A 14,974-nucleotide genomic window follows, 5' to 3' on the forward strand; every position below is an offset into this window, starting at 1 on the left:
CGCGCGGCGCCTGATCGTCCCTTTCTGTTTCGATCGGCGGCCGATCTCGATCAGCCGTCCAAGCAAGCACGGCGGACCCGATACGCTGTGTGATTGTTCCTGTTCCAGACTCAGAAGCTTGAGGACATGAATGTTTCTGCACCGATGGCAATTTGTTTGTGTTTGGGTATCTCTGGCCTTGACTATGCTCAGTTCGACCGTAGCTGGGGAACCTTTAACCCTGAGCCAAGTCCTTGATTTGACTCTCAAGAACAATCCTGAGCTGATCGCTTCACGCGCTCAAATCCGGGGCGCGGAAGGCGATTTGGTCGCAGCGAAGGCCTATCCCAACCCGGAGATTCAGATCGGAGCCGGCGAATCGGTAGCCCGAGATGACCAAGTTTTGCGGGGAGCATTGGGCGGCGTCGATATCGCTCAGCCCATCGAACTCCCGTTCGTTCGCCGCCCCCGGCGGGAAGCTGGCGAAGCCGGCGTGGAATCGGCTCGCGCTCAGTATCGGGTCGTCATCCTCAATGTGCTGACCCGGACCAAACAGGCGTTTTATAACGTGCTCCGGCACCAGGAACTGCTGCGCATGGCGGAGTCGAACCGGGAGCTCCTGGAATCCATACGGGACAAGATCAAACTCCGAGTCGAAGTCGGCGAATCCTCCCGTTATGAACTGGTCAAAGCCGAAGCCGAACTGCTGGGAGCCACCAAGAATCGCGAAAGTGCAGCTTTACGCGTAGAACAGGCAAAAGCAGCCCTACGTGCACTAATTGGCGCCCCATTGCCGCCCCGGTTGGAAATCGTCGGCGAGCTGCCATCGTCCGAAGCACCTCCTCCCGATTTGGATAAATTGCGCGAGAGCATATTGCAGAACCACCCCGCGCTGGTCCAGGCGCGCGCGGAAATCGACCGGGCTAGATCCCAGCTCGAACTAGAACAGGCCCTCCGCTATCCACAACCCACCATCAAAGCCGGCGTCTATACCGAGCCGCACCTGGAACAATGGCGGGTCGACCTCATCGTCCCGCTCCCGCTATGGAATCAGCGACAGGGTCCTATCGCGCGGGCCCTCGCTGACCGGGAGCGGGCGGACGCGCAGGCGAATCAGCAGCAGTTGAACCTCATGTACGAACTGGACTCGGCGATCACTGCCTATCGCATCGCCACTCAGCAGATCGAGACCTTCGAATCCGGACTCCTGCGCGAAGCCGAGTCCGCGCTGAAAGTCGCCGAGGCCGCCTACCGCCTCGGAGAACGCGGCATCCTCGATTATCTGGATGCTCAGCGCACCTTTCAGGCGGTGCGCGTCGATTACATCAACGCCTTGTTCGACAAGAACGCCGCGCTTCTCGAGATCGAACGGCTCCGCGCTCAGGACTATCAGGATCAGCCACAATGAAAAAAACCATACTTCTCGCTTGGCTCGCGCTCGGCATCGGGCCCGCATTTGGACAACAGAACAGCCAAGAGGCGGAGACCACCGCCGAAATCGCCGTCACCGCCCCTCCATCGCTGCTCGAACGACTCAAGATCGAGCCCGTCACCTCAATGGAAATCGGCGAGACTCTTCACTTGCCGGGGCGGATCACGTTGAACGAACACCGAGTCGCCCGAGTCGGACCGAGCGTCACCGGCCGGGTCACCCATGTCGCCGCCTTCATCGGCCAGAACGTGCGCCAGGGCGAGCGCCTCGCCAGCATTAACAGCACTGAACTGAGCACCGCTCAGGCCGCTTACCTTAAAGCCAGAACACAGATGAATCTGCACCGGCTGGCGGTCGAGCGAGCGCGCCGACTGCTGGAGGCCGACGTCATCAGCCGGGCGGAACTCACTGAGCGTGAGAGCCAACTGGCGGAAATCGAGGTGGAAGTCCGCGCCAGCAAGGACCAGTTGGTGGTCATGGGAATGAGCGAGAACGCTATCCAGCGTCTGTCGAACAGCGGCCAGATCAATTCCGTGATCCCAGTCACAGCCACGCTGTCGGGAACAGTCATCGAGCGGAAGATTTCCATTGGCCAGATCGTCGAACCCGCCGACGATTTGTTTACGATCGCCGACCTGTCCGAAGTCTGGGTCGTCGCCGAAGCGCCGGAGCAGCAAGCCTTTCTGGTCGAAATCGGCGGGCAGGCCGAGGTGCAGATACCGGCACTGCCCGGACAGAAAATCACCGGCAGGGTGATTTACGTGGCGGATACGGTCAATCCATCGACCCGCACCGTCACCGTGCGGATGGAGGTCGAGAACCCGGAACGCAAGATCAAGCCCGAGATGCTCGCGACCATGGTTATTCACAGGCCGCGAGTCAGCTCGCTCAGCATCCCGGCTAAGGCTGTGGTCAGGGCTGGCGATCATGACTATGTATTCGTGCAGATCGCCGAAGACCAATTCGTGATGACGCCGGTTTCGCTCGGACCGGATTTGGGGGGAATTCGCCGGGTCATCGGGGGGCTGACGGAAGGACAGCGGATCGTCGTGGACGGCGCATTCCACCTCAATAACGAACGGATCCTCAAAGAACTGGAGTAATCCATGATAGAGAGTTTGATCCGCGCCGCGCTCAAGCAGCGCCTCGTGGTCGTGATCGTCGCGCTCTGCCTTCTGGCAGCGGGTTTCTCGGCCATGCAGAATCTATCGGTCGACGCTTTCCCCGATGTCACCAACGTCCAGGTGCAAATAGCAGCGGAAGTCCCCGGCAGTTCGCCCGAAGAAGTGGAACGCTTTGTCACGGTTCCTTTGGAAATCGCCATGACCGGACTTCCCGGCTTAGTCCAGATGCGGTCGGTGAACCGCAACGCCTTGTCCCAAATCGTGCTGGTATTCACCGACGATACCGACATCTACTTCGCCCGCCAATTGGTGCTCGAACGCCTGATCGAAGCGACACAGCAGCTGCCGCAAGGCGTCACGCCGATTTTAGGCCCTGTCTCCAGCGGGCTCGGCGAAGTCTATCAGTACACCCTGGAGCGGCCCGACGACGGCGAGCGTCCACTGACCGAGGAAGAATTGACCGAGCGCCGAACAATTCAGGACTGGGTCGTCCGCCCCCTGCTCCGAAGCATTCCTGGCGTCGCCGAAATCAACTCGATCGGCGGCCTGGAGCGCCAATACCAGGTCCTTCCCAATCCCGACCGCTTGCGCCATTACGGCTTGACGCTGAAAGATGTTTACACGGCGCTGGCACTCAACAACGCCAACAGCGGCGGCGGCAAATTACCTCAATACGCGGAGCAATACCTCATCCGCGGAATCGGCTTAATTCGCAACGTCGAGGACATCGGCAATATCGTTCTCAAGGAAATCGACGGCACCCCCGTCTACATCCATGACGTGGCCGAGGTGCGCATCGGGCACGCGGTGCGCTCGGGCGCCGTCATCAAGGACGGGTACACCGAGGCGGTGGGCGGCATCGTTTTGCAGCTCCGCGGCGGCAATGCCAAGGAGATCGTTAGCCGGGTCAAGGAGCGGGTCAAGGAGATCAACGAACAAAACATGCTGCCCGGCGGTCTCAAAATCGTACCGTTCTACGACCGTACCGACCTGGTGGACGCGGCGATTCACACCGTGACCAAGGTACTCATGGAAGGCATCGTCTTGGTCATCGTCGTACTGTTCCTGTACTTGGGCGATATCCGTTCCAGCCTGATCGTGGTAGCGACGCTGATCATCACGCCGTTGGTTACCTTCATGGTGATGAATCATTACGGCATATCGGCCAATCTCATGTCGCTCGGAGGGCTTGCGATCGCAATCGGGATCATGGTGGATGGCTCGGTGGTGGTAGTGGAAAACGCCTTTCACCACTTGGGGGAGGCGAAGGAAACCGGGGAAAGCCGTAGCATGATCGTATTACGTGCCGCCGCCCAAGTAGGAACGCCGGTCTTATTCGGGGTGGGTATCATCTGTTTAGTGTTTCTGCCCTTGATGACGATGACAGGACTCGAAGGCAAGATGTTCGCGCCGCTGGCCTACACCATCGCGATCGCCTTGTTTATATCCCTCATCGTATCGCTCACCCTATCGCCGGTGCTTTGTTCTTACTTGCTCAAGGGCGGCGCGGACCACGATACGCCCGTCATCGCGTTCATGAAGCGGCCCTATCTCCGGCTGCTACATTTCGCCTTAAACAATCCGTTCAAAGTCGTCGCGAGCGCCCTTGCCTTACTTGTCTGCAGCCTGGCGTTGTTTCCTTTCCTGGGAACATCCTTTATTCCTGAGATGAAAGAAGGTTCCATCGTGCCCGGCATCAATCGGGTGCCTAGCATGTCGCTGGAAGAGTCGATTCGCCTAGAGAGCGAAGCCATGCGCCTGGTCATGGAAGTTCCGGGGGTCGCCAAGGCCGTATCGCAATTAGGGCGAAGCGAAAATCCCACCGATCCGCAGCCGGAAAACGAATCCACACCGATCGTGACGCTCAAGCCACAGGATGAGCTTCCGGAAGGCTGGGATCAAGACGACGTGATGGACGCCATTCGAGAGAAGCTCAAGGTACTGCCGGGAGTCAACATCGTGATGGCGCAACCGATTTCGGACCGGGTGGACGAAATGGTGACCGGGGTGCGCTCCGACATCGCCATCAAGCTGTTCGGCGACGACTTGGAGGTTCTAAAGCAAAAGGCCGACGAAATCATCAAGGTGCTCAATTCGATCGAAGGCGCTGCGGACATTCGCGTCGAACGGGTAAGCGGCCAGCAGTACCTCACTATCGACATCGACCGCCAGGCTATCGCCCGCCATGGCATCAATGTGGCGGACATCAACGACATCATCGAGACAGCGCTCGCCGGCCGCGTAACCACCGAGGTCTACGAAGGCGAACGCCGCTTTTCGGCGGTGGTCCGGTTTCCCGAAAGATTCAGGAACAACCCACAGGCCATCGAACAAATCCTGCTCAAATCTCCCAACGGGGCCCTGGTGCCTTTGGGAGATCTGGCCACCATCACAGTCGTGGACGGACCCGCGCAAATCAGCCGAGACGATGCCCGGCGCCGACTGGTCATCGGGGCGAATGTCCGCGGCCGCGACTTGGGCGGCTTCGTCGCGGAACTGCAAAAGGCCATCGCCGAACAAGTGAAGCTACCGGAAGGTTATTACGTCACCTGGGGCGGACAGTTCGAGAACTTGGAAAGGGCTATGAACCGCCTGATGATCATCATCCCCATCACCATCGCGGCGATCTTCTTCCTACTGTTCCTGCTATTCAACTCACTGCGCTTCGCCGCCCTCATCATCCTGGTGCTGCCGTTCGCGTCGATGGGCGGCATCTTTTCGCTGTTTCTTACCGGAGAGTATCTCTCGGTTCCGGCTTCGGTCGGCTTCATCACTTTGTGGGGCATCGCGGTGCTGAACGGGGTGGTGTTGGTGTCTTATATTCGAGGATTACGGGACGAAGGACTGTGCCAGATCGACGCCATCGTCGAAGGTTGCAAGCAACGCTTTCGGCCGGTGATGATGACGGCCACCGTGGCCATGCTCGGCCTGGTGCCTTTCCTCTTCGCCACGGGTCCGGGCTCCGAGGTGCAGCGTCCGCTAGCGATCGTGGTGATCGGTGGATTGATCACCTCCACTCTGCTTACGCTGGTCGTGTTGCCGACCCTTTACCGTTGGTTCGAAGAAAAACGCATCGAAGCCTGAAGGAGGAGAATCTATGAAGGAGATTAAAGCCGTGATCCAGCCTCAGAAGCTGGGCAAACTCCGCAACGCATTCCGTCAGATGCGCGGCTTTCCAGGAATGACCGTGAGCCGGGTAGAAGGCTGCAGCCAGCACGAGGAACCCGAAGTTAGCCACGACATTCGGGAAGAACTGACCGATTTTTCGCCCAAGGTGCGGGTGGAGATCGTCGCCCCAGACGACAAGGTGGATGAAATCGTCGGCCTAATCCATGCCCATGCCCATACCGGGCGGCAAGGCGACGGTCTCGTTTGGGTGACGGACGTGGTGAGCGCCAAACCCATCCGGGCGGAGCGGATTTGACGGCCGTGGCTGGAGAGGATTCGATGAAGCAGCCCCTAAACGTTCAATACAGAATCACTCGTTTGCACTGATGCTGGTCGGCGAGATATGAAAAAGGTAAGAAAGGAGTCCCAGCGATCGCTCCGGCGAAAGTGCCGAATGCCCAGGAAACATTGCTGAGTGCGGATGCTACTGGTGGCGGTTGCTCCGAAGAACGTGCCAGACCGATGCCATAATCGATGGGACCGCCCACGATATAAAGCGGAAGAACGGCAAGGGCTGTCGCGCCGCCAACCAAATGTCCTACGATGGTGCTCGGCGTACACACGATGCCGTTTCGCCCATACGGACCGTGCTCGAAAAGCTTCTCGGAGAGCCGATAGGCAGGCAGGGCTTCAGGATACTGTTTCGGACTAACCGCACATCCGCTTAGGACGATCGTAGCCAGAAAGACGAGCACTCGTTTGTATCGCACGTTCGCACCTCTCCATGGAACCGTCATCAGGTAGTCCCTCCTGTTGGACATGAGCAGAGACGGTGTTCGTTCATGCCCGAAACTCCGCCACCATCGGCGCATGATCGGAGGGCCGTTCAAGCTTTCTGGGTTCGACATCGATACGGCAGGCAAGACAATCTTCCGCCGCCGACGCACTGACCAGTATATGATCGATGCGCAGTCCCATGTTGCGGCGGAACGCATTGAGGCGATAATCCCACCAGGTGTAGCTCTTCTCGGCTTGCTCGAAACGCCTGAAAACGTCGATCAATCCCACGTCGAGCAAAGCCCGAAACGCCTCACGCTCGGGCGTACTGCACAAAATCCTTTCGCGCCAGGCCTCGGGATCGTACACGTCCCTATCCTCCGGAGCGATATTGAAATCCCCCAAAACGATCAGACGCCGATGACGCTCCAATTCAAGACTCAAGTAGTTGCGTATTTTGGCAAGCCAGTCCAGCTTGTAAGCGTACTTGTCCGACCCCACCTCCCCGCCGTTCGGCACATAGAGGTTGACGATCCGGTAATCGCCGACGGTCACCGCTAAGATGCGCCGCTGGGGGTCGTCGAAGCCTTCCGGATCGGTGACGGGATCAGCGAGATCGAGCTTGCTGAGCACTGCGACGCCGTTATAGGTTTTCTGTCCGCTGTAAACCGAGCGATAGCCGGCTTCCGCCAGTTCGGCAACTGGGAACGCATCGTCGGTGATTTTGGTTTCTTGAATGGCAAGCACATCGGGCTGTTCCCGACCAAGCCAGTTCAAAACCTGGGGCAAACGTACGCGCAGGGAGTTGACGTTCCAAGTGGCGATTTTCATGTCATTCGGCCTTGGCCAGGTCGGCGATCTTTTTTTCCAGGCTCTTCAACCGCGTCCACATCTCGTGCAAACGGGGAAACACCGCCATGTTCTTCAGATATTGCTGTAGCGGCTGAGCCGGTCCGCCAGCGTACATGCCGGGCTGTTTGATGCTGTTGTGAAGACCAGCGCGGTGAAGCAGTACCACGTCGTCGGCGACGGTAATGTGGTCTAGGGTGCCGGTCTGACCGGAGGCGATGACCCGCTTGCCAAACCGGGTCGATCCGGAAATGCCGGTGTGAGCACAGAGAATGCAGTCTTCGCCGATTTCTACGTTGTGCCCGATATGGCAAAGGGCATCGATCACCGCCCCAGAGCGTATGATGGTGGCCCCGTAAGTGGCCCGGTCGATTGTGGTGTTGGCACCGATGACCACCCGATCCTCAATGATGACCTTGCCGGTGTGGGGAATGCGGTAATTGCGGCGGCGTTCGTCCTGAGCGAACCCGAAGCCCTCGGAGCCAATCACGCAGCCGGCCTTCAAAATGACGTTGGCGCCGATCTCGCACTCATAGCAGACGGTCACCCGCGGATGAATCACCGTCTCCCGACCGATTTTTGCCCCTCTTTCCACCACCGTATTCGCCATGATCACCACACCTGGGCCAAGGCTGACCCCGGCACCCAGCACGACACCGGGACCGATCACAGCATCCTCGGGAATCGCGACGCTCTCGTGAATCACCGCCGACGGGTGAACCCTCGGCCATTCGACATCCCGTACATCGCGGTCGTCGTAAGCCTGCTTGAGGAGGGCCATTGCTAGGCGCACGTTCGGTGCGATCAGCAAACTTACGCCGGCATCGTCCAATTCCGCGGCAATCGCCTCGGTGGTCACCACCGCCGCCGGTTTCAACTCACGTATCCGTGGCAGATACTTCACATGTTCTACGAAGACCAAATCTCCAGGCGCGCAAGCGTCGACTGGAGCGATGCGGCCGATGGCGCGATCCGGTCCACGAAAGTCGACGATCAACCCCTGAGTCTTGAAGCGCTCAAATATTTCCGAGGCGAGTAAGTTCATGGGTGAATCCAAACAGCTAAAATCAAGCGGCCATGATATGAAGGCGGAAATGGGCGGGCAACCCTTTTCATTCGCGCCTCGGGAATCGTTGGGTGCTCCGCCGGGGCATCTCTGCTCCGGATTAACCCAACCCTGTTATAGGCCCGGTCAAAAGCCTGGCAATCAGTTGGAAACCTGAGCCAAGACCAACCGCGTGCGGTATCGCCGCCTTGCGCCGAACACGGTGTGCATCGCGGCGAGGCGTGAACCCCCACGCGTTTTATCGGGCGATCCGATTCCGTCTGGCATTCCTTCCTACTAAGCGCCCAGCAATCGGCGACAAGGCCGGCATGCAACGGTGCCAAGCGGTACTTGTCCAACTTTCGAACACTGCCGGACCAAAGGGATCGCCTATCGAATCGAAAGAGGCACCGTGTGGATCAAGCTTAGCGGCATTCAAACCGGTTTAGTTCACGGACGCGAGACGAAAGCCGATGATAAACCGCGAATTGGTGTAATATTCCCTACGTTTTCTGCTGATAAACGGACTATTTCGGCTCCGATCCGGCATTTTGGGATTGTTTTGGGTCTAAGGCGCTTTGCTTTATGCTAGAGAAGACGTTAGCCATAGCACCTCAACCGCTGAGTCCGCCGGCAAATTACACGGACATGGAAACCGCCGTGGAATGCCCTTACGAGCGTTTTGCCGACGAACTCGTCAAGCGCGGTAAGGTGCGCGAGGCGGAAATTCACCGCGCCAAACGCCTGGCCGCTCAGACCGGCGAGCAAAAGCTGCCTGCACTCTTGGCTCGGCTCGGCATGGTTTCCGAGCGCGATATCGCGGAAATATTGTCCGAGGTCGGCTCATTGCCTTTGGTGTCGCCTACGGATTTTCCGGATACCTCCCCTCTTCCCGAAACCGTTTCCGTTCGATTTCTCAAGGAAAATCACGTGGTCGGTATAGCCGCGCGGGATAACGAATTCATCGTCGCGGTGGCGGATCCGTTCGATCACGAATTGCTCGCAGCCCTCGCCCTGGCCTGCGAAAAACCGGTGAGGCCGTACGTGGGACTCCCCTCTGAGATCGACCGGGCTCTCGAGCAGCAACTCGGTTCCGGCAAGACCCTGATGGGCCAAATCGTCGAGGATTTCGGCAGCGACGATGACATCGACGAGGCCGACGTCGAGCACCTCAAGGATTTGGCCTCGGAAGCGCCGGTCATCCGGATGGTCAATCTGATCATGCAGCGGGCGGTAGAGTCGCGCGCCTCCGATATTCACGTCGAGCCTTTCGAACAGCGGCTCAAGGTCCGTTTCAGAGTCGACGGCGTCCTACGCGAGGTGGAAGCCCCGCCGGTCAGGTCCACCGCCGCCGTGATTTCGCGCATCAAAATCATGGCCAAGCTCAACATCGCCGAGCGGCGCCTGCCCCAGGACGGGCGTATCAAACTGCAAGTGCAGGGCAAGGAGCTGGATTTGCGTGTCTCCACCGTGCCGACCATGTATGGCGAAAGCGTGGTCATTCGCCTCTTGCACAAGGAAAGCATCGTATTCGATTTTTCGTCCCTCGGCTTCGAGGGCGTCATGCTCGAGCGATTCCTGAACGTGCTCGACCTGCCCCACGGCATCATCCTGATCACAGGACCCACCGGCAGCGGCAAGAGCACCACCCTGTACACAGCGCTGCACAAGCTCAATACGCCCGAACGCAAAATCATTACCGTCGAGGATCCGGTGGAATATCAACTCGAAGGCGTCAACCAAATCCAGGTCAAGCCCCAGATCGGCCTGACTTTCGCCAACGCCCTGCGCTCCATCGTCCGCCAAGACCCGGACGTCATCATGATCGGCGAAATGCGCGACCTGGAAACCGCCCGCATCGCCGTACAATCGGCACTCACCGGCCATCTGGTGTTGTCTACGCTGCACACCAACGATGCCGCCGGCGGCGTTACCCGCCTCATGGACATGGGTCTGGAGGATTACCTCATCACCTCCACTGTGAACGGCATCCTGGGCCAACGCCTGGTACGTCGACTCTGTCCGAATTGTCGCGAGCCCTATCCCGCCATGCCGGAAATGGTCGAGGAAATGCGACTAGCGCGGTTTGCCGACGGCCCGGTGATCCTGCATCGACCCAAAGGCTGCGAACAGTGCGACGGAACCGGCTACCGCGGTCGCCTCGCGATCCACGAGTTCCTGGTCATGAGCGACGACATCCGCCGTCTGGTCATGAATCACGCACAAGCGCGACAAATCGAGGAAATGGCTCTTAAGGAAGGCATGCACACGATGTACGAGGACGGCCTGCGCAAAGCCGTTGCAGGACTGACCACGATTGAAGAAGTATTGCGCGTCACTTCGGATAGCTGAAGATCATGCCTCTTTACGTCTACAAGGCCGTGGATCGGGATGGCGAAACGGTGGAAGCGGAACGCGAAGCCGCGGACGAAGCCGCATTGATCCTGGCTCTGCAAAACGAAGGCTTTCTGCCGATCCGAGTCGCGCCGGCGCAGTCGCGGCCGTTTGCCTGGTTGGGTTTCCGGCGCAACAAGGCCCGGATCTCCCAGAAACAGATCGCTTTATTCACGCGCGAACTCCTGACTCTGCTGCACGCCGGACTGCCCCTGGACCGCGCGCTGACCGTGCTGCTCGAGCTGACGACGAAGGAACCGGCGTTGAACAGCTTGATCGGCAAAGTGCTAGACTCGGTCAAGGGGGGCGCGCAGCTGTCGGATGCATTGGAATCTCAAGGCGGCGTCTTCTCGCGGTTTTATATCAATCTGATCCGCGCGGGCGAAGCAGGGGGCGCGCTGGAGCTGGTGTTGGAGCGATTGTCGGATTATCTGGAGCGTTCCAAGGAACTCCGCGACACGGTCACTACCGCGCTGATTTATCCCGCCATACTGGTCACCATGGCGATCCTGTCCTTATTGCTCCTGTTGACCTTCGTGGTGCCGCAGTTCACCGAAATGTTCGAATCGGCTGGCAAGGAACTTCCTTTGCCGACTCAAATCGTAATCGGCGTGGCTGAAGGTCTGCGGTCCTACTGGTGGATGTTTCCGATTCTCATTGCGGGGATAGCCAGCTATTTTCGCTATCAGTTCGCGGACCCGGAACGTCGCCAGGTCTGGGATGCCAGACTATTGAACCTGCCCATGGTCGGGGACCTGATCCGCAAGCTGGAAGTCGCGAGCTTCAGCCGCACCTTGGCGACCCTGCTGACCAACGGCGTGTCCATGCTGGCGGCCTTGACCATCGTTAGGGAGACGCTCGGCAACCGCGTGATCGTCGAAGGGATCGGCGTGGCCGTCGAGAGCTTGAAGCGGGGCGGAAGCCTGTCGGCACCCCTGATCGAGAGCGGCCTGTTTCCGACCTTGGCGACGCAGATGATCAAGCTGGGCGAGGAATCTGGCCATTTGGCCGAGATGTTAGAACGGGTCGCGGTCACGTATGACAAGGAAATCAAGATTTCGATTCAGCGTATGTTGGCACTCTTGGAACCGATATTGATCGTAGGCTTGGGCATCATGATCGCCGGAATCATCATCTCGATACTGATGGCGATCTTGAGCGTCAATGACCTCGCTTTTTAGCCTCGTTCTTTTATCATCCATTGATTCATCCGATTTGTTTTCACTTATGACTCGTATCCTCATGCAAAAACACAGACGCAATGTTCACGCCCAACGCGGCTTTACCCTGATCGAACTCTTGGTCGTTCTGGCCATTATCGGCATGTTGGCCGGCTTGGTCGGACCGCAGGTCGTCAAACACCTGGGAGAATCCAAAACCAAAACCGCCAGGTTGCAGATCGAAGAACTTTCTTCCGCGCTGGATATGTATCGATTGGACGTGGGCCGCTACCCCAGCACCGAGGAGGGACTGGCGGCGCTCGTCGAGCAGCCGAGCAACGCCAAGGTGTGGAACGGTCCTTATCTTCGCAAGAAAAGGGTTCCGGTCGATCCATGGAACAATCCGTATCATTACGTCTCACCGGGCCAGCACGGTAAGTATGATCTGTTCACCCTGGGGGCAGACAACGCCGAGGGCGGTGAAGGCGAGGACCAAGATGTCGTAAGCTGGGAATAGGCACGCGTGTTCTTTGAATGCCTCGGGCGTGAAAAAAGGCCGCCGCGGTCTGGGCGAAATCCGCTTGCGCACCGAAAACTCGATCGCTTGAGGCCCTCCGTTCGTGCGACCACGCACCGGGTTCGGCCGTCGCAGGCGAGGATTCGTGGCGGTTCTGCAGGCACCCGTCGGCAGGACGGATTCACGCTGCTGGAAATGCTGCTGGCGCTGGCCGTTGCGGCCGCGCTAACAGCTATAGCGGTGCCGAATCTCACGCCGCTTCTAAACCGTGCCCAACTGACCGCCGCTGCGCGGGATATCGCGTCCGGCCTTCGCTACGCACGAGGACAGGCACTCGCCGGCGCTCGCGAGGCTATCTTCGAGCTAGACGTCAATCGTAAAGCTTACCGAGTCAGCGGGCGCCAAAAACCTTTCTCGTTGCCCGATGGTGTCCGGCTCAGCCTGTATACTGCGGAACAGGAAGCCGGCGAGGACGGTATCGGCAGCATTCGCTTTTTCCCGGACGGTTCGTCCACTGGCGGACGCGTAACCTTGGAGGCCGCCGGAAAGAAACGCCTAGTAGATGTTAATTGGCTCACCGGAGAGGTTGTCATCCGTGAAGATTAAGCAAGGCGGCTTCTCCCTGCTCGAAATCCTTGTTGCTGTTGCCGTATTGGCCCTGTCGTTGGGCGTATTGATGCGTATCTTCGGCGGCGGCGCCCGCCTATCGGGGCTTGCCGACAACTACGCGCGGGCGGTCGTAATCGCGGAATCGCTGTTGGCGGCGGCCGACCTGGAAATTCCTTTGCAGCCGGGTGAAACCAATGGCAACGTCGACGAAACGTTTCACTGGACGATGCGGGTAAGTCCCTATCAGAACGAGGAATATGTCCCATTCGCCGAAAACCTGCCGATCGCACCTTACTTGGTGGAACTCCGCGTGAATTGGGAAGACGGCGATGAGCCTCGCTCCTTCGAACTCACAACGCTCAGGCTGCTGTCCAATCAATCGCGAGTCAGCAATTTTTGATGGCAACAGCGGACCAACAACGAAACTGCACCGGCTTCACACTGATTGAAGTCCTGATCGCCACGGCCTTGCTCGGCGTCATGATGCTCCTGCTGTTCGGCAGCCTGCGCATCGGCGTTACCAGCTGGGACAGCGGCGAGGACAAAATGGCTAGGGCAGGCCGGCTTTTTCTTGTGGAGAATTTCTTGCGCAACCATATCGGAAGCGCCTTGCCTCTGGTCGAGATGGAACAGGTCGGCGGCGTAGCCGCGTCCTTGAGAGGCGGGGAAGACTGGTTGGAGTACGTTTCGACCATGCCCCCGCAGGTCCGGAAGGGCGGTCTCTATCGATTCCGGTTGTATGTCGCAAGGAACGGGGGGCATAACGAGTTGAAGGTCGCCATGCGCCCCTATGTCGCGAACCCGAACGCTCTCTTGAGCAGAGCCGCCGAAGCGACCACGCCGATCGAAGATGTCGTACTGCTGGAAAATCTCGGTCAAATCAGATTTTCGTATCTCCAGGGAAACACACCGATCGCTGCATCATCCCAGTCGACTTGGGTTCCCGAGTGGCAACAGCCTCAGCTTCCGCAGGCAATTCAAGTGCAAATCGAACCGGAGCACGAAGATCCGTGGCCTCCATTGATGATCGCACTTCGAACTCAGCGATGATGCCTATCGTGTTACCGCCGCATGCAAGACAGCAAGGCGTTGCGCTGATCTTAGTCCTCTGGATCCTGGCCTTAATGACCATCATGGCGGGCAGCTTCGCCTTGTCGACTCAACGGGAATCCTCGCTGATCATCAATTCCCGTGATCGCGCCAAAGCGGTCGCCTTGGCGGACGGCGGCATACACTATGCCATGTTCATGCTGAGCTTGCCGAATGCAGCGCAGCGTTGGCGCGCAGACGGTACGCCCTACCGGGTGACGATAGGGGGTGTTCCTGTCGAGGTACGCATCTTCGACGAGGGAGGGAAAGTCGATCTCAATGCTGCACGCGAATCGACCTTACGAACCCTTTTGAGCAAGGTGACGCAAGACGAAGATCTGGCGGTAAAATTGACCGATGCGATCTTGGACTGGCGCGACAACGACGACCTGAAGCGCCTCAACGGGGCGGAAGCGGCCGAGTACCTCGCCGCCGGGCTGGATCAGATGCCGCAAAACCGCAACTTTCTCGTGTTGGAGGAACTCCGCGGCGTCTTGGGAGTGACGCCATCGCTTTACAGGAAATTGGAACCTTTGTTCACCATTTACAGCAATGCCGACGGCGTGAATCCGGCAAAAGCCTCGGCGAGTGTTCTCTTGGCTTTGACCGACGGGAACAGCCAGCTGGTGGACGACTACATCGCGGCTCGCGAAGCCGGAAACGGGATTGCCGCTGCCCCGCCGCTTCCGCCGGTCCCCGGGATTCCTTTCCACTCTTTCGGAGATTCGGTTTACACCGTTCTCGCCCGCCCGTTGTCCCGCAGCCGCTCCGAGCCGCCGGTTAAGGCCGTCATCCGTCGGGAAGCGAGACAGCCCAGAGGAACCCCTTTTGTTTTCTTGAGATGGCAACCACAAACGCCAGGCGTACTGACTGATTCATGAGCTTCGCTCG

The 14,974-nt window shown here is 58.7% G+C and carries 14 protein-coding genes; 11 read left to right on the forward strand and 3 right to left on the reverse strand.

The window, feature by feature from the left end; translation table 11 throughout:
* Window positions 1–130: 130 nt before the first annotated feature.
* From QEN43_RS08940 to QEN43_RS08955, 4 genes are read left to right on the forward strand one after another with little or no spacing between them, the layout of a single operon-like run.
* The gene (locus QEN43_RS08940; RefSeq protein ID WP_084162344.1) at window positions 131–1,387 is read left to right on the forward strand and encodes a TolC family protein; all 1,257 of its coding nucleotides are present in this window, start codon (window positions 131–133) and stop codon (window positions 1,385–1,387) included.
* Complete coding sequence (locus QEN43_RS08945; protein ID WP_317963983.1) at window positions 1,384–2,514, forward strand: efflux RND transporter periplasmic adaptor subunit; 1,131 nt, start codon at window positions 1,384–1,386, stop codon at window positions 2,512–2,514. The genes QEN43_RS08940 and QEN43_RS08945 overlap by 4 nt, the downstream gene beginning before the upstream one ends.
* A 3-nt stretch (window positions 2,515–2,517) precedes the next feature.
* On the forward strand, window positions 2,518–5,619 hold the full coding sequence (locus QEN43_RS08950) for an efflux RND transporter permease subunit (RefSeq protein ID WP_317963984.1): 3,102 nt from the start codon (window positions 2,518–2,520) through the stop codon (window positions 5,617–5,619).
* 13 nt (window positions 5,620–5,632) lie between these two features.
* Window positions 5,633–5,959 (forward strand): P-II family nitrogen regulator, encoded by a 327-nt coding sequence (locus QEN43_RS08955; RefSeq protein WP_317963985.1) that lies wholly within the window; start codon window positions 5,633–5,635, stop codon window positions 5,957–5,959.
* Window positions 5,960–6,002: 43 nt separating this feature from the next.
* Here QEN43_RS08955 and QEN43_RS08960 read toward each other — a convergent pair whose 3' ends face one another.
* From QEN43_RS08960 to lpxD, 3 genes are all read right to left on the reverse strand, one after another.
* Complete coding sequence (locus tag QEN43_RS08960; RefSeq protein ID WP_156912890.1) at window positions 6,003–6,413, reverse strand: hypothetical protein; 411 nt, start codon at window positions 6,411–6,413, stop codon at window positions 6,003–6,005.
* Between the two features lie 70 nt (window positions 6,414–6,483).
* Complete coding sequence (gene xth, locus QEN43_RS08965; protein WP_026611786.1) at window positions 6,484–7,251, reverse strand: exodeoxyribonuclease III; 768 nt, start codon at window positions 7,249–7,251, stop codon at window positions 6,484–6,486.
* A gap of 1 nt (window position 7,252) precedes the next feature.
* Window positions 7,253–8,314 (reverse strand): UDP-3-O-(3-hydroxymyristoyl)glucosamine N-acyltransferase, encoded by a 1,062-nt coding sequence (gene lpxD, locus QEN43_RS08970; protein WP_026611785.1) that lies wholly within the window; start codon window positions 8,312–8,314, stop codon window positions 7,253–7,255.
* A gap of 648 nt (window positions 8,315–8,962) precedes the next feature.
* On the opposite strand from lpxD, the gene gspE reads away from it, so the two are divergent.
* The 7 genes from gspE to QEN43_RS09005 all read left to right on the forward strand — a co-directional run bounded on the left by gspE (window position 8,963) and on the right by QEN43_RS09005 (window position 14,964).
* Window positions 8,963–10,666, forward strand: a complete 1,704-nt coding sequence (gene gspE / locus QEN43_RS08975; RefSeq protein ID WP_036269911.1) for a type II secretion system ATPase GspE — start codon at window positions 8,963–8,965, stop codon at window positions 10,664–10,666.
* Window positions 10,667–10,671: 5 nt separating this feature from the next.
* On the forward strand, window positions 10,672–11,889 hold the full coding sequence (locus tag QEN43_RS08980) for a type II secretion system F family protein (protein WP_026611783.1): 1,218 nt from the start codon (window positions 10,672–10,674) through the stop codon (window positions 11,887–11,889).
* A gap of 61 nt (window positions 11,890–11,950) precedes the next feature.
* The gene (gene gspG / locus QEN43_RS08985) at window positions 11,951–12,385 is read left to right on the forward strand and encodes a type II secretion system major pseudopilin GspG (RefSeq protein WP_026611782.1); all 435 of its coding nucleotides are present in this window, start codon (window positions 11,951–11,953) and stop codon (window positions 12,383–12,385) included.
* 87 nt (window positions 12,386–12,472) lie between these two features.
* Entirely contained in the window at window positions 12,473–12,991 is a 519-nt protein-coding gene (locus tag QEN43_RS08990) for a GspH/FimT family protein (protein WP_036269252.1), read from the forward strand.
* Window positions 12,981–13,394, forward strand: a complete 414-nt coding sequence (locus QEN43_RS08995) for a type IV pilus modification PilV family protein (RefSeq protein WP_026611780.1) — start codon at window positions 12,981–12,983, stop codon at window positions 13,392–13,394. Before QEN43_RS08990 ends, QEN43_RS08995 begins: the two co-directional genes overlap by 11 nt.
* The gene (locus tag QEN43_RS09000) at window positions 13,394–14,044 is read left to right on the forward strand and encodes a prepilin-type N-terminal cleavage/methylation domain-containing protein (protein ID WP_026611779.1); all 651 of its coding nucleotides are present in this window, start codon (window positions 13,394–13,396) and stop codon (window positions 14,042–14,044) included. The genes QEN43_RS08995 and QEN43_RS09000 overlap by 1 nt, the downstream gene beginning before the upstream one ends.
* On the forward strand, window positions 14,041–14,964 hold the full coding sequence (locus tag QEN43_RS09005) for a type II secretion system minor pseudopilin (RefSeq protein ID WP_051332003.1): 924 nt from the start codon (window positions 14,041–14,043) through the stop codon (window positions 14,962–14,964). The genes QEN43_RS09000 and QEN43_RS09005 overlap by 4 nt, the downstream gene beginning before the upstream one ends.
* Window positions 14,965–14,974 lie beyond the last annotated feature (10 nt).

The organism is Methylocaldum szegediense (assembly GCF_949769195.1).
Taxonomy (GTDB): Bacteria; Pseudomonadota; Gammaproteobacteria; order Methylococcales; family Methylococcaceae; genus Methylocaldum; species Methylocaldum szegediense.

What these genes read in the sequence shown, in the direction of transcription:
- QEN43_RS08940 (WP_084162344.1), top strand. Translation starts at nt 131, where the DNA reads ATGTTTCTGCACCGATGGCAATTTGTTTGTGTTTGGGTATCTCTGGCC.
- QEN43_RS08945 (WP_317963983.1), top strand. Translation starts at nt 1,384, where the DNA reads ATGAAAAAAACCATACTTCTCGCTTGGCTCGCGCTCGGCATCGGGCCC.
- QEN43_RS08950 (WP_317963984.1), top strand. Translation starts at nt 2,518, where the DNA reads ATGATAGAGAGTTTGATCCGCGCCGCGCTCAAGCAGCGCCTCGTGGTC.
- QEN43_RS08955 (WP_317963985.1), top strand. Translation starts at nt 5,633, where the DNA reads ATGAAGGAGATTAAAGCCGTGATCCAGCCTCAGAAGCTGGGCAAACTC.
- xth (WP_026611786.1), bottom strand. Translation starts at nt 7,251, where the DNA reads ATGAAAATCGCCACTTGGAACGTCAACTCCCTGCGCGTACGTTTGCCC.
- lpxD (WP_026611785.1), bottom strand. Translation starts at nt 8,314, where the DNA reads ATGAACTTACTCGCCTCGGAAATATTTGAGCGCTTCAAGACTCAGGGG.
- gspE (WP_036269911.1), top strand. Translation starts at nt 8,963, where the DNA reads ATGGAAACCGCCGTGGAATGCCCTTACGAGCGTTTTGCCGACGAACTC.
- QEN43_RS08980 (WP_026611783.1), top strand. Translation starts at nt 10,672, where the DNA reads ATGCCTCTTTACGTCTACAAGGCCGTGGATCGGGATGGCGAAACGGTG.
- gspG (WP_026611782.1), top strand. Translation starts at nt 11,951, where the DNA reads ATGCAAAAACACAGACGCAATGTTCACGCCCAACGCGGCTTTACCCTG.
- QEN43_RS09000 (WP_026611779.1), top strand. Translation starts at nt 13,394, where the DNA reads ATGGCAACAGCGGACCAACAACGAAACTGCACCGGCTTCACACTGATT.
- QEN43_RS09005 (WP_051332003.1), top strand. Translation starts at nt 14,041, where the DNA reads ATGATGCCTATCGTGTTACCGCCGCATGCAAGACAGCAAGGCGTTGCG.